This window comes from Telluria sp. LT2P80, assembly GCF_059685955.1.
Genome location: NZ_JCASIO010000004.1, coordinates 80152 through 101066, shown reverse-complemented (window position 1 = coordinate 101066; position 20915 = coordinate 80152). Strand labels below are relative to the sequence as shown.

Annotated in this window: 16 protein-coding genes and 1 riboswitch; of the genes, 10 read left to right on the top strand and 6 right to left on the bottom strand. The window is 61.2% G+C overall.

What is annotated here, in order from left to right; translation table 11 throughout:
- Positions 1–47: 47 nt before the first annotated feature.
- Complete coding sequence (locus tag AC56LW_RS12205) at positions 48–533, bottom strand: asparaginase domain-containing protein (RefSeq protein WP_499634622.1); 486 nt, start codon at positions 531–533, stop codon at positions 48–50.
- Positions 534–678: 145 nt separating this feature from the next.
- Here AC56LW_RS12205 and AC56LW_RS12200 point away from each other — a divergent pair, with 145 nt between their 5' ends.
- On the top strand, positions 679–1434 hold the full coding sequence (locus AC56LW_RS12200; protein WP_183555178.1) for an L-asparaginase: 756 nt from the start codon (positions 679–681) through the stop codon (positions 1432–1434).
- An 18-nt stretch (positions 1435–1452) separates the two neighbouring features.
- Here AC56LW_RS12200 and AC56LW_RS12195 read toward each other — a convergent pair whose 3' ends face one another.
- Positions 1453–2445: a D-2-hydroxyacid dehydrogenase family protein gene (locus tag AC56LW_RS12195; RefSeq protein WP_499634619.1), complete on the bottom strand. Its 993-nt coding sequence runs from the start codon at positions 2443–2445 to the stop codon at positions 1453–1455.
- A gap of 369 nt (positions 2446–2814) precedes the next feature.
- Here AC56LW_RS12195 and AC56LW_RS12190 point away from each other — a divergent pair, with 369 nt between their 5' ends.
- A complete protein-coding gene (locus AC56LW_RS12190; RefSeq protein WP_499634616.1) occupies positions 2815–4680 on the top strand; it encodes a phosphoenolpyruvate carboxykinase (GTP) in 1866 nt (621 codons plus the stop codon).
- 170 nt (positions 4681–4850) lie between these two features.
- Complete coding sequence (locus tag AC56LW_RS12185; protein ID WP_499634614.1) at positions 4851–5873, top strand: MerR family transcriptional regulator; 1023 nt, start codon at positions 4851–4853, stop codon at positions 5871–5873.
- A 63-nt stretch (positions 5874–5936) separates the two neighbouring features.
- Here the strand turns inward: AC56LW_RS12185 and uvrA are convergent, their stop codons facing one another.
- A complete protein-coding gene (gene uvrA, locus AC56LW_RS12180; protein ID WP_499634611.1) occupies positions 5937–8798 on the bottom strand; it encodes an excinuclease ABC subunit UvrA in 2862 nt (953 codons plus the stop codon).
- Between the two features lie 469 nt (positions 8799–9267).
- On the opposite strand from uvrA, the gene ssb reads away from it, so the two are divergent.
- The 4 genes from ssb (at position 9268) to AC56LW_RS12160 (ending at position 12641) form a co-directional block, all read left to right on the top strand.
- Entirely contained in the window at positions 9268–9789 is a 522-nt protein-coding gene (gene ssb / locus AC56LW_RS12175) for a single-stranded DNA-binding protein (protein ID WP_499634608.1), read from the top strand.
- Between the two features lie 169 nt (positions 9790–9958).
- Positions 9959–10126 (top strand): hypothetical protein, encoded by a 168-nt coding sequence (locus tag AC56LW_RS12170; RefSeq protein ID WP_499634605.1) that lies wholly within the window; start codon positions 9959–9961, stop codon positions 10124–10126.
- Positions 10127–10789: 663 nt separating this feature from the next.
- A complete protein-coding gene (locus tag AC56LW_RS12165; protein ID WP_499634602.1) occupies positions 10790–11650 on the top strand; it encodes a hypothetical protein in 861 nt (286 codons plus the stop codon).
- A gap of 526 nt (positions 11651–12176) precedes the next feature.
- A complete protein-coding gene (locus AC56LW_RS12160; protein ID WP_499634599.1) occupies positions 12177–12641 on the top strand; it encodes a hypothetical protein in 465 nt (154 codons plus the stop codon).
- Positions 12642–12650: 9 nt separating this feature from the next.
- On the opposite strand, the gene AC56LW_RS12155 is transcribed toward AC56LW_RS12160, so the two are convergent.
- The 3 genes from AC56LW_RS12155 to kynU are packed head-to-tail and all read right to left on the bottom strand — an operon-like array spanning position 12651 to position 15265.
- Positions 12651–13055: a VOC family protein gene (locus AC56LW_RS12155; protein ID WP_499634596.1), complete on the bottom strand. Its 405-nt coding sequence runs from the start codon at positions 13053–13055 to the stop codon at positions 12651–12653.
- A gap of 26 nt (positions 13056–13081) precedes the next feature.
- Entirely contained in the window at positions 13082–13969 is an 888-nt protein-coding gene (gene kynA / locus AC56LW_RS12150) for a tryptophan 2,3-dioxygenase (protein WP_499634594.1), read from the bottom strand.
- A gap of 33 nt (positions 13970–14002) precedes the next feature.
- Positions 14003–15265, bottom strand: coding sequence for a kynureninase (gene kynU, locus AC56LW_RS12145; protein WP_183555186.1), 1263 nt, complete (start codon positions 15263–15265; stop codon positions 14003–14005).
- A 109-nt stretch (positions 15266–15374) separates the two neighbouring features.
- A riboswitch (cobalamin riboswitch) is annotated at positions 15375–15593 on the top strand.
- A 176-nt stretch (positions 15594–15769) separates the two neighbouring features.
- On the opposite strand from kynU, the gene AC56LW_RS12140 reads away from it, so the two are divergent.
- The 3 genes from AC56LW_RS12140 to AC56LW_RS12130 are packed head-to-tail and all read left to right on the top strand — an operon-like array spanning position 15770 to position 20915.
- Complete coding sequence (locus AC56LW_RS12140) at positions 15770–20152, top strand: cobaltochelatase subunit CobN (RefSeq protein ID WP_499634590.1); 4383 nt, start codon at positions 15770–15772, stop codon at positions 20150–20152.
- Positions 20149–20592 (top strand): MotA/TolQ/ExbB proton channel family protein, encoded by a 444-nt coding sequence (locus AC56LW_RS12135; RefSeq protein WP_499634587.1) that lies wholly within the window; start codon positions 20149–20151, stop codon positions 20590–20592. The genes AC56LW_RS12140 and AC56LW_RS12135 overlap by 4 nt, the downstream gene beginning before the upstream one ends.
- Complete coding sequence (locus tag AC56LW_RS12130; RefSeq protein ID WP_183555189.1) at positions 20589–20915, top strand: DUF2149 domain-containing protein; 327 nt, start codon at positions 20589–20591, stop codon at positions 20913–20915. Before AC56LW_RS12135 ends, AC56LW_RS12130 begins: the two co-directional genes overlap by 4 nt.

Genomic DNA, 20915 nt, shown 5'->3' with positions numbered 1-20915 from the left:
GAACGGCCGGACCTGGTGTCCGGCCGTTTTTCGTTTTTCGTTTCTGTTTATAATCCCTGGAACACGCCGGCGCTGCGGTTCTTGGTCACGTTATCCCAAGGGAACACCTGACCGTTCATCGCCACGTACACACCGGCCGGCAGCACCTGCGCGACGCCGCAGGCAAAGCCCAAGTTGAACAGCGCGTCGGAATTGGCGATCGCATACGGGATCATGGCGCCGGTCAGCACGATGGTCTGGTCCAGGCCCGCCGCGCCCAGCACAGCAGCCGTCTCGCGCATCGTGTCGGTGCCGTGCACGATCACGATGGCCTTCTCGGAGGCAGCCCGGCAGGTCGTCAGCACACGCTCGCGGTCGGCGTCGCCCATCTCGAGCGAATCGAGCAGCGGCAGCACGTCCAGCGCCACCGGCACCGTCATGCGGCTGCGCTGGATGACCTCTGGTAAATGGCTTTCGGCGAAGCCCAGCACGCCATTAAGTTCGTTGTAATGCTTGTCGAAAGTGCCGCCGGTGGCGATGAGTCGCAAAGTCATGTTGGTTTATCCACTCGCTGAAAAAAGGTCCCCATGATATCGCCAAACCACCGGCGATCTCCAGGCGACTGCGCTAGAATCGTCCGGATCGGATGAGTATTTCCCCCACCATTTTCCTTTTCTACAGTCTATTTCTATATTTGCCATGAAAGCAGTTGCCCCCGGAACCGTGATCTTCCAGCGCCATCGCGGCTATGGCGTGATCACGCATGTCAACCTGCTCACCGGGTGGGTGTCGGCGCGCTTCGGCAACGAGTCGCGCGCGCAAGACCTGAACCTGTCGAACGACGAGGTGCAGCACGCTGACGGCGAGCCGATCCTGTTCCGGCGCGCCCCGCCTGACCGCATGCCGCACGCGCGCCTGATGGCCGTCGTGCGCGCGCTGCACGAGGCCGGTTACCAGAAACTGTATCTGTACTCGTGGCCCAAGCCATCCGGCCTGCACTGGCGCTGGCACCTGTTCACGGGACCGCGCAACTGGATGCAGCGCACCTGGCGCGAAGGCTGGTATGGCTCGGGCGCCGAGTACAACAACAATCCGGTCATGGGCTGGAACGATGTGCCGGGTGCGAGCACCGATGAGCTGATCCACGCGCTGGCCAAGTTCGATCCGCAAGGACTTGCCGAGGCGCTGGGCCGCGACGAAGACCACACGGCGTGGTTCGCGCAGGCATGCGACCTGCTGCTGCCCGGCTACATGTATAGCCTGAACATGGAGCGGCCACCAGGTGGCGGCCTGATCGAAGCGCCACCGGTGCCGATCGTGCCGGTGCGCGCGGGCCTCAAACCCTATGCCGGGCCGGACATCGGCTGGCCGCCAGGCTGGGCCGGCCTCTGGACCGGCACGCATGTGCTGCCGGCGCCGAAGATCAACATCAAAGGCGAACCCGAACTACGCTGAGCTTGCGGCGTCTTTTGCTCAGCGGTTATGCAACGCTTCCGGATTGAGAATATTGGTCGGCGTACCCTGCGCAAACTGCACGATATTCTCGAACGCCGCGCTGAAATACAGTTCGTAGCTGTCCTGCTCGACGTAGCCGATGTGGGGCGTCGCCAGCACGGTCGGGATGCGCAGCAATGGTGAATCCGGTCCCAGCGGCTCGCTCGTGAACACGTCCAGCGCTGCCATGCCCGGGTGGCCTTTCTTCAACGCGCTTTCCAATGCGCCATCGGCCACCAGTTCGGCGCGGCTGGTATTGACGAACAACGCGTCCGGTTTCATGCGGGCCAGATCGCTTGCCGTGACGATGCCATGGGTCGATTCAGCCAGGCGCAGGTGCAGGCTCAGCACATCGGCCATTTCGAACAGCGCCTCGCGCGACGGCGCCGCCTCAATGCCATCGGCGATCGCGGCCTGCCGGCTCGCTTCGCTACCCCATACCACCACGCGCATCCCGAACGCGCGCGCATAGCCGGCCACCAGCTTGCCGATCTTGCCGTAACTCCAGAGCCCGAGCGTGCGGCCGTGCAGCACGCGGCCCACGCCGTTGAGTACCTGATTGGTCGAGGCCGTCTGCCACAGCCCTTCTTTCAGATTGGTGGCATACGGCACGATCTTGCGACTGGCCGCCATGATCAGGGCCCACGTCAATTCTGCCGGTGCAATCGGTGAGCCAACGCCCTCGGCAATTGCAATACCGCGTGCGGTCGCAGCGGCGACGTCGATATGGCCACTGACCTTGCCGGTTTGCGAAATCAGTTTCAGGTTGGGCAGCTTGGCGAGCAGGGCCGCAGAGAAGGCGGTGCGTTCGCGGATCAGCACCAGCGCATCGAACGGGGCCAGCCGGATAGCAAGCTGGCCCAGGCCGCGGGTCGAGCTCTGGAACACTTTGACCTCGTGGCCATCGAGCAGGGGATAGCACGCCAGACGGCGTGCAGCGTCTTGATAGTCGTCAAGAATCGCGATTTTCATTGGTGTTGTCACAATTGTATGATCTGCCTGTAAACAAATAACACGATAGGGCAAATGCCCAAATAGCCTACTACATTAGTCGGGCATTTTTCCTACTTTTTTGTAGTGAAACCCGTCGAAACGCCGTTTTGCGGGTGTACAATCGGCGCAGAACTTAAGCGAATGACACGTATCCAACGGTGCTCACGAGACGCACCGCACAGCTTCATTCGAAGCTGCCGACCTGCCCGCTGTGTCGTCAAGTGTTGACGCCTGCTTCTGCCGCAGAGTGCCTGCCCAACGTCGTGATCGACCGCAGGGCGCCCCGGCTGAAGACGATGCAAGGTAACGGTCCACCCGAATTCTTAATTGGCATTTGGAGGTATCCCCATGAACCAACCCGTGATGGGCGGCGTCGCCGCACTAAACGTCCCAGCTTACATCAAACATCAAAAACTCATCAATTGGGTGGCTGAGATTGCTGCGCTGACCAAGCCTGACAGCATCTACTGGTGCGACGGTTCGGAAGATGAATACGACCGCCTGTGCGCCGAAATGGTTGCCGCTGGCACGATGAAAAAGCTGAACCCGGCCAAGCGTCCAAATTCCTACCTGGCCTGGTCCGATCCGTCGGACGTGGCGCGCGTCGAAGACCGCACCTACATCTGCTCGGCCACGAAAGAAGAAGCCGGCCCGACCAACAACTGGATGGAACCGGCTGAAATGCGCAACACGCTGCACGGCCTGTTCGACGGTTGCATGACCGGCCGCACGCTGTACGTCGTGCCGTTCTCGATGGGCCCACTGGGTTCGCCAATTGCGCACATCGGCGTCGAACTGTCCGACTCGCCGTACGTCGCCGTCAACATGCGCATCATGACGCGCATGGGCCGCGCCGTGTACGACGTGCTGGGCCAGAATGGCGACTTCGTGCCATGCGTGCACTCGGTCGGCATGCCGCTGGTCGATGGCCAGGCCGATGTCGCATGGCCATGCAATGCCACCAAGTACATCGTCCATTATCCGGACACCCGCGAAATCTGGTCGTTCGGCTCGGGCTACGGCGGCAATGCGCTGCTGGGCAAGAAGTGCTTCGCACTGCGTATCGCGTCGAACATGGGCTATCAAGAAGCGCAGCAGGGCGGCACCGGCTGGCTGGCCGAACACATGCTGATCCTGGGCGTCGAATCGCCACAAGGCGACAAGAAATACATCGCTGCCGCATTCCCGTCGGCCTGCGGCAAGACCAACTTCGCGATGCTGATCCCACCACAGGCATTCAACGGCTGGAAAGTCACGACCATCGGCGACGACATCGCCTGGATCAAGCCGGGCGCCGATGGCAAGCTGGTCGCGATCAACCCGGAAGCCGGCTACTTCGGCGTGGCCCCGGGCACCAACGACAAGACCAATCCGAACTGCATGGCCTCGCTGCGTGACAACGTCATCTTCACCAACGTCGCGCTGACCGACGACGGCGACGTCTGGTGGGAAGGCATGACCAAGGAAGCACCGGCCCACCTGATCGACTGGCAGGGCAAGGACTGGACGCCGGCATCGGGTACCAAGGCGGCGCATCCGAACGCGCGCTTCACGGTCGCCGCAACGCAAAATCCGGTGATCGATGCAGCCTGGGACGATCCGGCCGGCGTGCCAATCTCGTCGTTCATCTTCGGTGGCCGTCGTTCGACCACCGTGCCGCTGGTGACCGAAGCGCGCGACTGGGTGGAAGGCGTCTACATGGCCGCCGCGATGGGTTCCGAAACCACCGCCGCCGCTGCCGGCCAGATGGGCGTCGTGCGCCGCGATCCATTCGCGATGCTGCCGTTCATCGGCTACAACATGAGCGACTACTTCCAGCACTGGCTCGATCTGGGCAAGAAGGTCGAAGCAATTGATCCGGCAGCATTGCCGAAGATCTTCTGCGTCAACTGGTTCCGCACCGATGCGCAGGGCAACTTCGTGTGGCCAGGTTACGGTGACAATATGCGCGTCCTGAAGTGGATCCTGGACCGCACCGCCGGCGCCACCGGCGGCACCGAGCACCTGTTCGGCACCACGCCGAACTACACCGACCTGAACTGGGAAGGCGTGGACTTCAGCGAGCAGCAATTTGCGCAGATCACGTCGATCGACAAGGATGCCTGGCGCGAAGAACTGAAACTGCATACCGAGCTGTTCGAGAAGCTGGCCTACCACCTGCCGCAAGAGCTGGTGGCCACGCGTGACCGGCTGGAGAAACAACTGGCTGCTTGAGCGTAAGCTCGAACTGCCTGGTGGGGGAGGCGCCGTCTTCATGGCGGTGAAAATATAAAAAAAAGAACAGGGGCAGCGCCGGTGGCGCTGCCCCTGATTCATTGTAGGCTTGACCCTCACGTGGCGTCAGGCTCCATCCTGTCTTCACGCATGAAGAAAGGGTGACGACGATGCTGCTGAAAATTGGGGAACTGGCAAAACGCACTGGCTTGACGGTCCGTGCCTTGCACCACTACGACGCGATCGGGTTGCTATCGCCTTCTGCGCGTTCCGACGCCGGCTACCGGCTGTACAACGAAGCCGACATCGCCCGCCTGCACCGCATTCTGGCATTGCGCAGGTTCGGGCTGGCGCTGGCCGACATCGGAACTACCCTCACCAGAGCCGACTTGTCGCTGGCCACGGTCGTCGCGCGCCAGATCGGCCTGCTGACCGAGCAGATCCAGCAGGCCAAAGCCTTGCGCAGCCGCCTGTCGCAACTGCAGGGGCAGCTGGCCGACGGACAGGAACCGGATCTGGCCGATTGGCTGACAACGCTGGAGCACATGACCATGTACGACAAGTATTTTTCGCAGGAAGAACTCACGCAATTACCAATCTATACCCAGGCCGATGATGTCGAGCCCGAGTGGCAGGCACTGGTGGCGCAGGTGCAGGCGCTGATGGATGCCGGCACCGAGCCTGGCGATCCGCAGGCGCAGGCCTTGTCAATGGCGTGGATGACCAAAGTCCGGCGCGATACCGGTGACAATCCGATCCTGTTCGCCAAGCTGAACGCGATGCACGAACACGAACCCAGCGTGCAAGAGCGCACCGGCATTTCACCGCAGATGATGGCGTTCATCCTGGCGGCATCGAAAGCGCACCAGTTGTCGATTTACCGGAATTATCTCGACGACGATGAGTTTGCCTTCATGCGCGCCAACTTTGGCAAGCGCGATGCCGAGTGGCCGCCACTGGTGGCGCAGGTTCGCACGGCGATGGACGAAGGCCATGCGCCCGAATCGCCGCAGGCACGTGCGCTGGCGCTGGCGTGGTTCGATCTGTTCCGTTCGTTTGCAGGCGACAAGCCGGCAACCCAGCAAAAGATCCGGCAAGCCTTGCAGAATGAGCCGGCACTGCGGCAATCCGGGATGGTCGACGAGCGCATGAGCGCGTTCATCAGCGCGGCAATGCAGGCCTTGCGCGCATAAAAAAAAACAGGGGCAGCGCCGCTGGCGTTGCCCCTGTTTGATGGTGCTGCCTGAAGCGGCGTATTACGCCTTCGCCGACACCTTCAACAACGGCTTCAGGTACTTGCCGGTGGCGCTGCCCTTGTTCTTGGCCACGTCTTCCGGCGTACCCGTTGCCACGATGACGCCGCCGCCGGCGCCGCCTTCCGGTCCCAGGTCGACCACCCAGTCCGCCGTCTTGATGACGTCCAGGTTGTGCTCGATGATCGCCAGCGTATTGCCCTGGTCGCGCAGGCGGTGGATCACCTTCAGCAGCAGGTCGATGTCGGCAAAGTGCAGGCCGGTCGTCGGTTCATCCAGGATATACAGCGTGCGACCCGTGTCGCGCTTGGACAGCTCGAGCGACAGTTTCACGCGCTGCGCTTCACCGCCCGACAAGGTCGTCGCACTCTGCCCCAGCTTGATGTAGCCGAGGCCCACGTCCAGCAGCGTCTGCAGCTTGCGCGCAATCACCGGCACCGGCTTGAAGAACTCGTGCGCATCCTCGACGGTCAGTTCCAGCACCTCGGTGATGTTCTTGCCCTTGTAATTGACTTCCAGCGTTTCGCGGTTGTAGCGCTTGCCGTGGCAGACATCGCACGGCACGTACACGTCCGGCAGGAAGTGCATCTCGACCTTGATCACGCCATCGCCCTGGCACGCTTCGCAGCGCCCGCCCTTGACGTTGAACGAGAAGCGGCCCGCGCTGTAGCCGCGTTCCTTGGCAGTCGGCACCGTCGAGAACAGATCGCGGATCGGCGTGAACAGGCCCGTGTAGGTCGCCGGATTCGAGCGCGGCGTGCGGCCGATCGGCGCCTGGTCGACCGAGATCACCTTGTCGAAGTGTTCCAGGCCGTGGATCGACGTGTGCTCGGCCGGCTCGGTCTGCGAGCCGTACAGGTGACGCGACAGCGCCGGATACAGCGTGTCGTTGATCAGGGTCGACTTGCCCGAACCCGAGACACCCGAGATGCAGGTCATCAGGCCCACCGGCAGCGTCAGCGTCACGTCCTTCAGGTTATTGCCCTTGGCGCCCGTGATCACGAGCTGGCGGGCCGGATCGGCCTTGGTGCGCTTCTTCGGCACTTCGATCCGGCGCCGGCCATCGAGGTACTGGGCCGTGACCGAATGCTCATTCTTCATGATCTGCTCGAGCGTGCCTTCGGCGATGATCTGCCCGCCGTGTACGCCCGCGCCCGGTCCCATGTCGACGATGTAGTCGGCGGTGCGGATTGCATCTTCGTCGTGCTCGACCACCAGCACGCTGTTGCCGATGTCGCGCAGGTGTTTCAGCGTCGCGATCAGGCGATCGTTGTCGCGCTGGTGCAGGCCGATCGACGGCTCGTCGAGCACGTACATGACGCCCGTCAGGCCCGAGCCGATCTGCGACGCCAGGCGAATACGCTGCGCTTCGCCGCCGGACAAGGTGTCCGCGCTGCGGTCGAGCGACAGGTAATCCAGACCCACGTTGTTCAGGAACTTGAGGCGCGAAATGATTTCCTTGATCACGCGCTCGGCGATGTCTTTCTTGGCGCCGGTCAGTTCCAGCGTTTCGAAGAACTCGAGCGTATCGCGCAGCGGCTTATCGGATACTTCATAGATCGCGCGCTGCTGGGCACCCTGACCGATTTTCACGTAGCGCGCTTCGGTGCGCAGACGCGCGCCTTCGCACGACGGGCACTTCTTCTCGTTGATGAACTTCGCCAGCTCTTCCTTGACCGCCATCGAATCGGTTTCGCGATAGCGGCGCTGCAGGTTGTTAACGACGCCTTCAAACGTGTGCTCGCGAATCACGGTGCGGCCGCGCTCGTTCACATAGCTGAACGGGATCGCCGTCGTGCCCGAACCGAACAGCACGGCATCCTGCGATGCCGCCGGCAATTTGTCGAACGGCACGTCGAGGTCGAAGTCGTAGTGCGAGGCCAGGTTCTGCAGCATCTGGAAGTAGAACTGGTTGCGGCGATCCCAGCCCTTCACGGCGCCGGACGCCAGCGACAGGTGCGGGAAGGCCACGACCCGTTTCGGATCGAAGAATTCGATGTGGCCCAGGCCGTCGCATTCCTGGCAGGCGCCCATTGGGTTATTGAACGAGAACAGGCGCGGTTCCAGCTCTTGCAATGAGTAGCCGCAGACATTACAGGCGAACTTGTTCGAGAACACCGTCATGTTTTCGGTGTCCATTTCGTACGCAACCGCGCGGCCATCGGCCAGGCGCAGTGCGGTCTCGAAACTCTCGGCCAGACGCTGCTTGATGTCCGGATTGACCTTGATACGGTCGATCACGACGTCGATCGTGTGCTTCTCGGTCTTCTTCAGCTTGGGCAGCTCGTCGATCTCGTAGATCTTGGCCGCAGCCACGCCGCTGGCGATACGGAACCGCACGAAACCCTGGGCCTGCATTGCCAGGAACAGGTCGCCATGCTCGCCCTTGCGGCCCGCTACAACGGGCGCCAGGATCATCAGCTTGGTGCCTTCCGGCATGGCCAGCACCGAGTCGACCATCTGCGACACGGTCTGCGCGGCCAGCGGATGGTGCGGGTGCTGCGGGCAATACGGCGTGCCGACGCGCGCGTACAGCAGGCGCAGGTAATCGTGGATTTCGGTGACGGTGCCGACGGTCGAGCGCGGATTGTGCGAGGTCGCCTTCTGCTCGATCGAAATCGCCGGGGACAGGCCCTCGATCAGGTCGACATCGGGCTTTTCCATCAGCTGCAGGAACTGGCGCGCGTAGGCCGACAGCGACTCGACGTAGCGGCGCTGGCCTTCGGCGTACAAGGTGTCGAAAGCGAGCGACGACTTGCCCGAGCCCGACAAACCCGTGATCACGATCAGCTTGTTGCGCGGCAGGTCGAGGTTGATGTTCTTCAGATTGTGCGTGCGGGCACCACGAATGCGAATTTCTTCCATTAAGTTGGGCAGACTTTCTATTAGTTTATGTGGGCCACCGTGGCGGAGCCGCGAACGCTAAGCGACCGGGTCAGCGGGCCAATCGGGGAGAACCCGTTAGTGTAGCTGGTTTTTGTTACGGCTGTATATTTGTCCAGTGGTTCTAATGTGCGCATTGCTGGTTCGGCAAGCGCATCCGGATGGCGCGATGGCCTGGACAACGACATGTCCGCCGTATGTGGGTCGCCCTCTGAACGGTTCAATGACAAAGCGTTCAGATTCGCAAAATAAATTTCCCTGCTGAGCTATGGATGAGGTCGGATTGACAATAAAATCGACGGGATGACGCTGCGTTACGGCTGACGGGTGACAACAAATTGTTGTGGCAAATCCGGGCGCCGGCCTCATAATAGTAGGCTGTACCACCACGTTCCCTGACGCCTAGAAGCATGCAGAGTCAGGGCTGATCATACCCAGCAGGAGTAATCAAATGGCATCAGTTAACAAGGTCATCATCGTTGGCAACCTCGGCCGCGATCCGGAAGTGCGCTACATGCCGAGCGGCGACGCCATCGCGAACATCGCGGTCGCCACCTCGTACAAATCCAAAGACCGCAACACCGGCGAGCAAAAAGAGCTGACCGAGTGGCACCGTATTTCGTTCTTCGGCCGCCTGGCTGAGATCGTCGCGCAATACCTGAAAAAAGGCTCGTCGGTCTACGTCGAAGGCCGCCTCCAGACCCGCAAGTACACCGACAAGGATGGCATCGAGCGCTACGCAACCGACGTCATCGCTGAAAACATGCAAATGCTGGGCGGTCGCCAGGGCATGGGCGGCGACGGCGGCGGCATGGGTGGCGGTATGGGCGGTGGCGGCATGGACGACGACTACTCGGCGCCACAGCAACCACGCCAGCAAGCGCCACGCCAGGCGCCACCGGCACCGACGGCACGTCCGCAGCCGAAGCCAGCACCGAACTTCTCGGATATGGATGACGACATTCCGTTCTAGGACTGAATGTTGTTGAAGCGATCAAGCGCCGTGGGTCTGTGACTCACGGCGCTTTTTTTATGCATGTAGGGTGCGGGTAAATCTGTCGCGTGGCGCGGCCTACTTGTGATACCGGTCCATCACTGATTGAATGACTATTCGGAGAAAACACTTGGGTAGACGATCGATCATGCGCAAACTGGCATTAGTCGCCTACGGCACGCGCTTTCTTCGGAATGCCAACACGCTCGAGGACTGGCACCACCATGCCATGTTTGCAGACGTACATTTTCAATTCCGCTCGCTTACCGATAACGCCTTGCTAGCGAAATTTTCACTTAATATCTGGGCATACTGAAATTGTCCGGTGCAACGCGCTTGTCGCTTCATCTGGCCACCGAAATTCAATTGCACCTGACCCACGTTTGGCGCGGCGGTGATTATGCGAATGTGGTGCATTACGCAATTCGCCATGAGATATGGGTAGTCGGGGAAGAACACGCCCGATGGCTGTAGCATCCTTGCTTTACCGGAGCAGCACGTGAGGCATGGCTAGACTTTCCCGATGCTGCCAGATAGAGCAACGAGATCGACAGCTACTGGTACACCGACAGCAGCCTAGACGTGCTCAATCTCGCCGAAGCGGGTTGGAAAAAACAGGCGCATCCGTTAGCGCTGATCTTCCAGCACCTGCTTGAGGCTTATAAATCGCTAACTACATGAGCCATCGTTGTAACGGCCAGGACAATGGTGCAATGGTGCAATGGAAAAGAATTTTTTGATGCTTAAAATTTAGTGGCTAAATAATAAAAACAGCCCACTCGGGATGATCTGCGTTCTAATACGTCGAAATTATCGAAAATTTTTACAATCCCCATGCCAGCATTATTTACTGTTAGCTACATTATTCTGATAAAGTTTACTAACGAATGATGTTTTTTAAAATTTTCCATTTCGATGAAGCAAGGCTCGGCACAAGTGCGTTGTGCATCCATAGAATATTAATTCTAAAAATTTTCTTATGTTAAATATATCTTTGTTTGGATTCAGATGGTTTTATGGGGCATGGCATCATAAAACCTCCGTCATCGGCGGAATTTTGGCAGTTATCTCTCTGTCGCTTGCGCATTATGCAGGTTTTCTAATGAAGGTGCCGCTTCAGATAGTAGCGGTAGCCGGAATGCCCTTAGTTAAAGGGGTAACTGCGACTTTTTTATTCTATGTGTTCTTTTGTGCTGTTTTCGCACGTGTACTAACATCCATTTTGCAGCTTGCTGTTCTTCCATTTATAGGAGCTGCAGATCGAAGCCCTGATTTTTATCGAAAAATGGATTGGTCTCGTCAAAGACGCTTTGTTCGGTCACATAGCGGCACCATTAAGTGGGAAGGCCTAATTTGGGTCGCCATTCAATCACTGATGTTTCTCTTGATGATGCTTTCGATATATGTCGAATTTTCAGGCACTTGGACATCGGTCGCGGGACTGGTTGCCTCTATAATATTAATTATAATGACCGGACTTCTAAGATCAGGATTTTTTCTACAGCCTAAGCCAAGAATTTTCCTTAAAAAGATTAAAGCACGTCCGGTTCGCGCAGGACGTGCAGCATCTGCTGCTTTTGTCACAACAACATCGGCTCTTATTATTGTCGCCTTTTTCATGGGTACTATGAGAGCAAGTTTGTTACGGGATCAACAGGAGCATTCTATTGTGACCAAAGAATTTGTGGGCAAAGCGGCTGTAATAGCAAGCGCTGATGGAGTGCTGCTGTTGCTTCAAAAAAAAGAGAGCGAAATGCGGTATATTTATTCCACTGCTGAATTTACGGCAGCAATAGAAACAAAGTCAGTATTCCCTCCACTTGGCACGAAAAAGGAATAGTAGAGACTGTCTTAGAAAACGCACAATGTACTGGCTAAAATAAACGTCCTCTCTTTTGAAAGAGAATCGGAGATATGTCGATTTTTGAGGTATTTTACTTGCCGCCTTACTTACATCACCAAACCGAAACTTGGTCGCAGTTTTGCTGCACTACTACGCCGTCAATACCGCGGTTGGTCTGTCATGCTGTATCTATGTTCTCGTGTGCATAACAGGTTTAATTTTAGAGTTTCGCCTTGTTGCTAAAGCTTACGATGCGAGAGTGTGTGAGATTGTATTTATCAATCATATAATTCTCAATATATTGTGTCGTTTTAATTTTTCGTCGAAAGGAAAGTTCTTCTTTAGAGTCTGAAAATACCTGATGTGAGTTCACTTTTTGGTGGTAAAAAGCATGATTTGAAATATTTTCTCTCGCCAAATTGAATAACTGAAATTTTATTCGATTCGAGTAGACGTTCTATGGTCGTAATATATCAAAATAAAATAATTCTATTTGCACGTGTCTAACTAAAATAGGTAATTTATGACTCAGAATTTTGAACGCCTTCGTGATCATATTCTTCCTCTTTCTCTAGCTGATAATTTTGAAGTGGCGAAATCCGAATGGATTCTTGAAGCTGTAGAAGTTAGTGAGGAATTTGATTCATGTCCATGTGGGCAGGAAATAAAAGAGCATTGCTACATTCGCAATAAATTTACTGGGCACCAGACTTATGTTGGGAACATATGTGTCAATAGATTCATCGGAATTGATACAGGAACATTGTTTGATGGTCTAAAAAGAATTCAACGTGATTCTAATGCAAACGCTAATTTGGCTGTCATTGAATATGCTGAATTTAAAGGATTTCTTTTCGAGAAGGAACCAGATTTTTTGCGTGCTACGATCCGAAAAAGGAAGTTAAGCACTGCTCAGATAGCATGGAAAATTAAAATAAATCGCCGAATTTTGAATCAAATTGTTGTGCGTCAAAGGACTGAACGTTAGTAAATTCTTTCACACAGTGAAAGGCCGCCACGCCGTCAGCAAAATCTCTGAAATTTCGATCAGGTTCAGATCCGGATCACGCACATACACCGAGCGGATCTTGCCGGTTGCCCCAGTCCGCTCCACCGGTCCTTCGACAATGGGCCAGTCGCACTTGCTCAGGTGCGCAATCACCTGACCAAGCGGCACCGCCGCAATGAAACACAGATCCAGCGCCCCCGGCACCGGCAGATGCGCCTTCGGCTCAAACTCGGCGCCACGCTGATGCAGGTTGATCTTCTGGTTGCCGAACGTGAAGGCAATCCGCTCCGCGCCAAAGGTTTCCAGACGCATGCCCATGACGTCCGTATAAAAATGCTTCGTTGCATTGAGGTCGGTGCACGTCAGCACCAGGTGGTCGAGATGAGAAATCATGGCAAGCGGTCCTTGAATGAAGATGATTACAACTCGGTACGCAACTCGAACAATTCCGGGAACAGCACGACATCGAGCATCTTGCGCAGATACCCCACGCCGTCCGTGCCGCCCGTGCCGGTTTTAAAACCGATCACGCGCTGCACCGTCGTCACATGCCGGAAGCGCCACAAGCGAAACGCCGTCTCGATATCCACCAGCTTTTCGCCCAGCTCATACAGCGGCCAATACTGGTCAGTATCGCGATAAACGACCATCCACGCCGCCTTCACCGACGGATCCGACCGCGTCGCCTGATGCCACGGTCCCGCAAGCCGCGCCGCATCCACGGCCAATCCACTGCGCGCCATCACCATGATTGCTTCGTCATACAGCGACGGTTTATCCAGCACGCCCTGCAGCGTCGCATGCGCGTCAGGCTTGTGCTGATGCACCTGCAAATGCGTGACGTTCTTGTTCCCCAGGATGAATTCGATCTCGCGATACTGGTGCGACTGGAATCCTGACGACGCGCCAAGATACGGGCGGATCGCCGTGTACTCGGGCGGTGTCATCGTCGCCAGCACATCCCATGCATGCACGAGCTGGTTCATGATCGCGGCCACGCGCGCCAGCATCTTCATCGCCGCGGGCAACTGGCCCCGCGCGATGTTGTCGCGCGCACCGTGCAGCTCGTGCAGCATCAGCTTCATCCACAGTTCACTGGTCTGGTGCTGGACGATGAACAGCAGCTCGTTATGCTCGGGCGACAGCGGATGCTGGGCGTTGAGGATCGTGTCGAGCGAGAGGTAGTCGCCATAGCTCATGTCCTTGCTGAAATCGAGCTTGGCGCCGTGATAGCCGGGCTGCGAGACAGGGCAGCCACTCACATCGGCATTGCTGGCGGACGAATCCGGGGTAACAGGGCAGGGCATCGTGTCCTCTCTTGAGAATCGACCGAGAATCGCTCAGGTCACCGCAGTGCGCTTGGCATCGACCTGATAGTCGCTGCGGTCCAGGATATCCTTGAGCACCATCACCGCCTGCCACACATCGTCATACCCCGTGTACAGCGGCGTGAAGCCGAAGCGCATCACCTGCGGCTCGCGGTAGTCGCCAATGACGCCGCGCGCGATCAGGGCCTGCATCACTGCGTAGCCATGCGGATGCGTCACGCTCACCTGGCTGCCACGGTCCGCATGATTGCGCGGCGTGATCAGCTCCAGCGGATGCGCGGCGCATTCCTGTTCGAGCAGCGCCAGGAACAGATCCGACAGGGCGAGCGACTTCTTGCGCAGCGCCGCCATCGTCACGTCCTGAAACACGGCCAGCCCGCACTCGATCAGCGCCAGCGCCACCACCGGCTGCGTGCCGCACATCGCGCGCTTGATGCCGGCCACCGGCGCAAACGCCGGCTGCATCGCGAACGGCTGGCGGTGCGCCCACCAGCCCGTGAGCGGCTGCGTGAACTGCGCATGATGGCGCTGTGGCACCCAGATGAACGCTGGCGCGCCCGGGCCGCCGTTGAGGAATTTGTAGGTGCAGCCCACCGCGAAGTCGGCGTTCGCGCCATTCAGATCCACTTCCACTGCGCCGGCCGAATGGGCCAGGTCCCAGATCGCCAACGCGCCGGCGGCGTGGATCTGCGCCGTGATCGTCTTCATGTCGAGCATGCGCCCGGTGCGGTAGTTCACGTGCGTGAGCATCACGACCGCCACCTGGGCGCCGGCGTCGCCTTCCAGAGCAGCGGGCAGGTCGGCCCAACTGTCGAGCAGGCGCAGCTCGTAACCGCGCTCGAGCCAGCCGATCAGGCCTTCGGCCATGTAGATATCGCTCGGGAAGTTATCGCGCTCGGTGAGGATGATGCGGCGGGCGGCGTGCGCCGGCGCGTCGGCCTGCATCTTGAGCGACGCGGCCAGCGCCTTGAACAGGTTCACCGAGGTCGAATCGGTGACCACCACTTCATCGGCCGCGGCGCCGATCAGCGGCGCGATCAGGGTGCCCAGGCGCTGCGGCAGGTCGTACCAGCCGGCCGTGTTCCAGCTGCGGATCAGGTCATTGCCCCATTCGGCGGCGATCACGTCCTGCGCGCGTTGCAGGGCCGCGCGGGGGCGGGCGCCGAGCGAATTGCCATCGAGGTAAATCACGCCGTCCGGCAGCGCGAAGGCATTGCGCTGGGGCGCCAGCGGGTCGGCCGCGTCGAGGGCCAGGCAGTCTTGTCGTGTGATCATGTGAACGGTCGCGAAGAAGTAGTGGGTGCCGGCCTGGCCGGACGATACCGCCATTCTAGGCTAGAGGCCAAAGAATGCGGTGACAGTGGCGCACCCTGGCTGTAGAATCGCGCCCAATCAAGTGAATGGTGCCGTCCTGCTCGTCTGCAGGAAGGTGAAACGGGAAGCCGGTGACGTGTGCGAATCCATCGCACGCCAGTCCGGCGCAGCCCCCGCTGCTGTATGCCTGACGACCCTCGTCGAACGCCACTGTGCCCCGTGCACGGGAAGGCAGGACCCGGGAAGGATGACGGCAAGCCAGAAGACCGGCCAATCACGATGCATTGCGTACGTCCCGGGGTGTGGGCGTGCCTGTTGGTAGTTCGTCGTTCCTTTTTTGTTGCCATCGCGGTCGCGTCAGCGTTCGTGCGCGCGTGCGCATGGCTTGCTGCGTCCAGCGTGGAAGGAAGACGTCTGCCCGTTGTCATGCGCGCCCTGGCGCGCAGCTGAAAGGTCGACGTTCACATGAACACTGCTTCGCTTGCCCGCGCCTCTACTGCGCTGGTGCTTTTGCTCGCGTCCCTGCTTGCCTGCGCCCACAGCCACGCCGCTACCATGTTCGCCTTGGTCACCGAGCGCGCCGCGCCAGGCGCGATCGAGGCCGCCCACCGCCACCTGGCCAGCCACCCGCGCGACCGGATTCAGTTGCGCACGCCGGCCCAGTTGATGGCCGCGAGTGAACGCGAGGTAGGCCAGTGGATCGCCGGCGCCGACACGGTGCTGGCCGTGTCGCTGTTCGGCGATCCGGCGCGCCGCATGAAGGATGTGCTGGCGCGCCATGCCAAGCCAGGCACCGCGGTGCTGGCGTTCAATGGCGAAGCAAGCCTGAACCTGATGACGCGCGCGGCGCACGGCAGCCTGGCCGGCTTCGCGCCCGAGCTGCTGCGCGAACTGGCAGCCGAAGCACCGGCGCCAGCCGCACTGCAGGCGGCAGAGGCGAATCCCGCGGCCCGTCACTGGCTCGCGGCGCGGCGCGTCTGGCAAGCGGGCGGCGTGGACAACACCACGGCTCTCATCGCCCACCTGCTGCATCCATCGACAGCGCTCGGCGCCCCGCTGCCCGAGCCAACACTGCGCCTGCGCGTCGGCCAGAACGAGCTGCAGGATGCTGCCGCCTGGGGCAACGCCGCAAAACTCGGCCTGAAGGACCGCCCGACCGTCGTCGTGCTCGACCTGGCGAACATGGATGGCATGGTGCCGGCCGCGCTGTGCCGCCGCATCGAAGAACAGGGCCAGGCCTGCGTGCAGCTGCTCACGCGCTGGGGCGGCGCCTCGCGCGAAGCGCTGGTGCGCCTGCCGGAGCTGATCGCGCCAGCGAAGCCTGCAGCGCTGGTGGTGCTGCAGGACTTCGTCGTCGGCGCCGCCGAAGGGCGCGAAGTCGTCAGCGAAGCCTTCAAACGCCTCGATATCCCCGTGTTCAAGGCGATCCGCCTGTCGGACCGCACTGCCATTCAGTGGCAGCTTTCGCCCGATGGGCTGCCGCCGGATTCGGTGCAGTACCGCGTCGCGCTGCCCGAACTGCAGGGCATCGGCCAGCCGATGGTGGTGGCGGCGCTGGGCCAGTCGCAGCGCGACCGCCTGACCGGCATCGAGAACCGCCCGCCGGTGCTGCTGCCGGCCGAAGTCGATCGCATGACGGCGCGCGTGAGCCGCTGGCTGGCGCTGCGTGCCAAGCGCAATGCCGACAAGCGCATCGCGATGGTCTATTACAACCACCCGCCGGGCCGCCAGAACATCGGCGCCGACAACCTGAACGTGCCGGCGTCGCTGTTCGACATGCTGCATGCACTGAAAGCCGCCGGCTACACGGTCGGCGATTTACCCGCCACGCCCGAAGCGCTGCTCGACATGATCATGGCGCACGGCGTAAACCTGCCGGAAGACCGCGCCGCGCTGCGCGAGATGAGCGTTGTGGTGAACAGCGTCAGCGCGGCCGACTACGCGCGCTGGTTCGCGACGCTTGCACCGCGCGTGCAGGGCGAGATGAAGGACGGCATGCTGGGCCGCCTGCATGCCGACGTGCTGGTCGCCGAAGCGCAGGGCGAGCGCGCGCCGGGCCGCAAGCAGGCCGAGACGATCATCAAGGAATTGCTGCACCTGGTCGAGGGTGTCGACCATCCACAGCGCGTGCAGGCCACGCGCGACCTGCATGCGCTCGAAGACGGCTACCGCGCCTGTCTCGACGACAGTAAACCCAGTCCGTGCAAGGCGCTCGCGCCACTGTACCGGCGCCTGATCGGCTACGGCATCGAAGGCATGCGCGGCTGGGGCCCGGTGCCGGGCAAGGTAATGGTCGACAGCGGCAAGCTGCTGGTGCCGGGCCTCACGTTCGGCAATGTGTTCATCGGCCCGCAGCCGCCGCGCGGCTGGGAAGTCGATGAAGAACTGCTGCACGCGAATACCAGCATCACGCCGCCGCACCAGTACCTGGCCTTCTACCACTGGATCCGCGACCGCTTCAAGGCTGACGCCGTCGTGCACGTGGGGCGCCACTCGACCTTTGAATTCCTGCCCGGTAAAGCCGTGGGCCTGTCGAGCGACGATTATCCCAGCCTGATCGCGGGCGACCTGCCCGGTATCTACCCGTACATCGTTGACGGCGTGGGCGAGGGCACGCAGGCCAAGCGCCGCGGCCTGGCGATCATCGTCGACCACCTGACGCCCCCGCTGGCGACGACGCCGCTGTACGACGAGCTGCTGTCGCTGCGCCAGATCGTCGAGAGTTTCGAAGCTGCGTCGTCCGAGTCACTCAAGACGCAGGCCGCGCAACTGATGCGCGAGCGCGTCGTGGCGCTGAACCTGCGCGCCGAACTCGAAGCGTCGATGTCCGACGTGCTCGAAGTGCGCGGCATCGGCTTCGACGCTGCCGACGACGATTTGCTGGCGCACGAGGTCGGCCACTACCTGACCAAGCTGCAGGAGAAGTTCATGCCGTTCGGTCTGCACGTGTTTGGCCGGCCGTGGGACCAGAAGTCCCTCGACCTGATGCTCGATTCGATGACCAAGAGCGGCATCGACGACCCGTCCATCGCCGACAAGCTGCGCGACTCGCCGCGGCGCGAGATGGTCGGCCTGCTCGCGGGCCTGGATGGCCGCTACATCGAGCCGGGCAAGGGCAACGATCCACTGCGCTCGCCTGAAGCGCTGCCGACGGGCCGCAACTTCCACGCGGTCGATGGCGACATTCTGCCAACGCGCCTGGGTTTCGGGCTGGCGCAAAAAATGGCGGCCAAGGCGATGGCGCGCAGCAAAGGCGACGCCGCGCGGGAGCAGGGCAGCGAAGGCATCATCCTGTGGGCGTCGGACGCGGTACGCGATGAAGGCGTGATGGTCGGCTTCGCGCTGGCCATGATGGGCGCAGAGCCGGTCTGGAATGCGCGCGGCATCGTCACCGATGTGCGCCTGGTGCCGGGCGCCGTGCGGCGCGATGCGCTGGTGACCACGTCTGGCCTGTTCCGCGATCTGTACCCGAACCTGATCCGCCTGATCGACCGCGCCGGCCGGCTGGCGCTGGCGGCATCCGCCGAGACGATGGCGCGCCAGGACCCGGCACTGCGCGAGGCGCTGCAAGCGGCGCTGGCGCCGCTGCAGGGCGCCGCCTGGGGCGTTGAAGCCGTGCAGGACAACCGGGTTGCGCGCGAATGGCTGGTGCGCCAGCGCGCGCTGGTCGCCGGCGGTGCATCGACCATCGAAGCGGGGCAGGGCGCTGCGCTGCGCGTGTTCGGCGATGCGCCGGGCGCGTACGGCACGGGCGTGAATCGCCTGACCGAACGCTCGGGCGCCTGGCGCGAGCGCGAGGAAATCGGCCGTGCCTACCGCAACCGCATGGGCCACGCGTATGGCCTGGATGCCGATGGCGACGCGCAGCACCGCGCCTTCGACGTGGCGCTGGACGGCATCCACCGCACCTACCACGGCCGCGCCAGCAATCTGTACGGCCTGCTCGACAACAACGACGCCTTCGACTATCTGGGCGGCCTGTCGCTGGCCGTCGAGACGCGCACCGGCCGCGTGCCGGACGCGCTGATCCTGCAGCACGGGCGGCCGGGTCAGGCCGACGTCGAGCCACTGGCCACCGCGCTGCTGGGCGAATTGCGCGGGCGCTTTTTGAACCCCGCGTGGCTGCGCCCGTTGATGGACAACGGCTACTCGGGCGCACGCACGATGGGCCAGGAATTCATCGAGAACCTGTGGGGCTGGCAGGTCACGCGCCCGGACCTCGTGAAGAACTGGGCCTGGGACGAGGTCAAGGCCGTCTACTTCGACGATGCGCACAAGCTTGGCCTGCCAGAATTTCTGGGCCAGCGCCACAACGCGCACGTCAAGGCGCACATGCTGGCCGTGTTCATGGTGGCGGCCGAAAAAGGCTTCTGGAAGACCGACCCGGAAACAATCCGCACGATGGGCGGCGAGCTGGCGCGCCTGGTTGCCGCCAACGGCTTGCCGGGCAGCGGCCACACGTCGCCCGATCACCCGATGTGGGGCTGGCTGGCGCCGCAACTCGATCGGGGCGACGCGCAGCAGCTCGGCGTGACGCTGGCGAAGGCGCGCGGCGAAATGCTGCCGGCGCTTGCGGTTTCGGCGCCGGCTGGCGCGCCGGCAGTAGCGTCGGCCCCGCAGGCGCCACCACGTGCCGACGCGCAGCAGGGCCAGGCGCCTTCTGCGCCCGCACCGGCGGCCCCGCCAGCCATGCGCGTCTATGAACTCAACCAACCACCCGAACCCGCGCCGCTTCCTGGCCTGCGCATCGTGCAGGTCCTGGTCATCCTGGCCGCCTGCTTTGCCCTGTTTGCGCTCGGCCTGTGGCGCGGCCGCAGCATCCCTCAACCTGTAAGGAGTACCTCATGATCGATCACTTGTCCTATGCCTGGTTGCACGACGCCGTCAGCTGGCTGCTCACGCCTTCGCTGGTGGCGCTGCTGGCCGGCTGCGCCATTGCGTTGGTCGAATCGGGCATCGCCGTCGGCGAGCGCTTTCACGGGTTGGCCCGACTGCGCGCATCCGGCAACGTCGAGCACGTGCAGAAGCTTGCCCGTCACCGTCTGGAGCGCGCCGACCTGCTGGCGCGCATCCCGCCGATGCTCGGCCTGATGGCCACCATCATTCCGCTCGGGCCTGGGCTGGCCGCGCTTGGTGAAGGCGACCCCGCCAAGCTGGCCAGCGCCGTGACAGTCGCTTTCGATGCGACCGTGCTGGGCCTTATTGCCGGCATCGCCGGTCTGGTGATCGGCAAGCTGCGTCGCCGCTGGTACGAAGAGACGCTCGACGCGATGGAGCCGCTGGCATGAGCGCCCCGGCACGTGGGCGTCTGCGCCTGTACCGCCATCTCGACGCACGCTTCGACCAGAGCGACGAAGACCCGCGCGCGAGCCTGGTCAACCTCGTCGATGTGATGCTGGTCTTTGCCTGCGGCCTGATCGCAGCAATCGCCGGCTCGCAAGGCGCCATCAAACCGCCGCAACCGGTCGAGAAAGGCCGCCAGATCGAGCGCCCCGCCAGCGGCGTCACGCAGGACGGCAGCGGCTACGACCGCGTCGGCGAAGTCTATCGCGATCCCAAGACCGGCAAGCTGGTGCTGATCGAGCCCACGGCAACCCCCGCAAAGAAATAA

Bases quoted from the DNA above. Each gene is read 5' to 3' on its own strand.
- AC56LW_RS12170 (WP_499634605.1), top strand. From the start codon at position 9,959: ATGCGCAAACTGGCATTAGTCGCCTACGGCACGCGCTTTCTTCGGAAT.
- uvrA (WP_499634611.1), bottom strand. From the start codon at position 8,798: ATGGAAGAAATTCGCATTCGTGGTGCCCGCACGCACAATCTGAAGAAC.
- AC56LW_RS12140 (WP_499634590.1), top strand. From the start codon at position 15,770: ATGAACACTGCTTCGCTTGCCCGCGCCTCTACTGCGCTGGTGCTTTTG.
- AC56LW_RS12185 (WP_499634614.1), top strand. From the start codon at position 4,851: ATGCTGCTGAAAATTGGGGAACTGGCAAAACGCACTGGCTTGACGGTC.
- AC56LW_RS12200 (WP_183555178.1), top strand. From the start codon at position 679: ATGAAAGCAGTTGCCCCCGGAACCGTGATCTTCCAGCGCCATCGCGGC.
- AC56LW_RS12165 (WP_499634602.1), top strand. From the start codon at position 10,790: ATGTTAAATATATCTTTGTTTGGATTCAGATGGTTTTATGGGGCATGG.
- AC56LW_RS12160 (WP_499634599.1), top strand. From the start codon at position 12,177: ATGACTCAGAATTTTGAACGCCTTCGTGATCATATTCTTCCTCTTTCT.
- AC56LW_RS12135 (WP_499634587.1), top strand. From the start codon at position 20,149: ATGATCGATCACTTGTCCTATGCCTGGTTGCACGACGCCGTCAGCTGG.
- AC56LW_RS12205 (WP_499634622.1), bottom strand. From the start codon at position 533: ATGACTTTGCGACTCATCGCCACCGGCGGCACTTTCGACAAGCATTAC.
- AC56LW_RS12155 (WP_499634596.1), bottom strand. From the start codon at position 13,055: ATGATTTCTCATCTCGACCACCTGGTGCTGACGTGCACCGACCTCAAT.
- AC56LW_RS12190 (WP_499634616.1), top strand. From the start codon at position 2,815: ATGAACCAACCCGTGATGGGCGGCGTCGCCGCACTAAACGTCCCAGCT.
- AC56LW_RS12130 (WP_183555189.1), top strand. From the start codon at position 20,589: ATGAGCGCCCCGGCACGTGGGCGTCTGCGCCTGTACCGCCATCTCGAC.
- AC56LW_RS12195 (WP_499634619.1), bottom strand. From the start codon at position 2,445: ATGAAAATCGCGATTCTTGACGACTATCAAGACGCTGCACGCCGTCTG.
- ssb (WP_499634608.1), top strand. From the start codon at position 9,268: ATGGCATCAGTTAACAAGGTCATCATCGTTGGCAACCTCGGCCGCGAT.
- kynU (WP_183555186.1), bottom strand. From the start codon at position 15,265: ATGATCACACGACAAGACTGCCTGGCCCTCGACGCGGCCGACCCGCTG.
- kynA (WP_499634594.1), bottom strand. From the start codon at position 13,969: ATGCCCTGCCCTGTTACCCCGGATTCGTCCGCCAGCAATGCCGATGTG.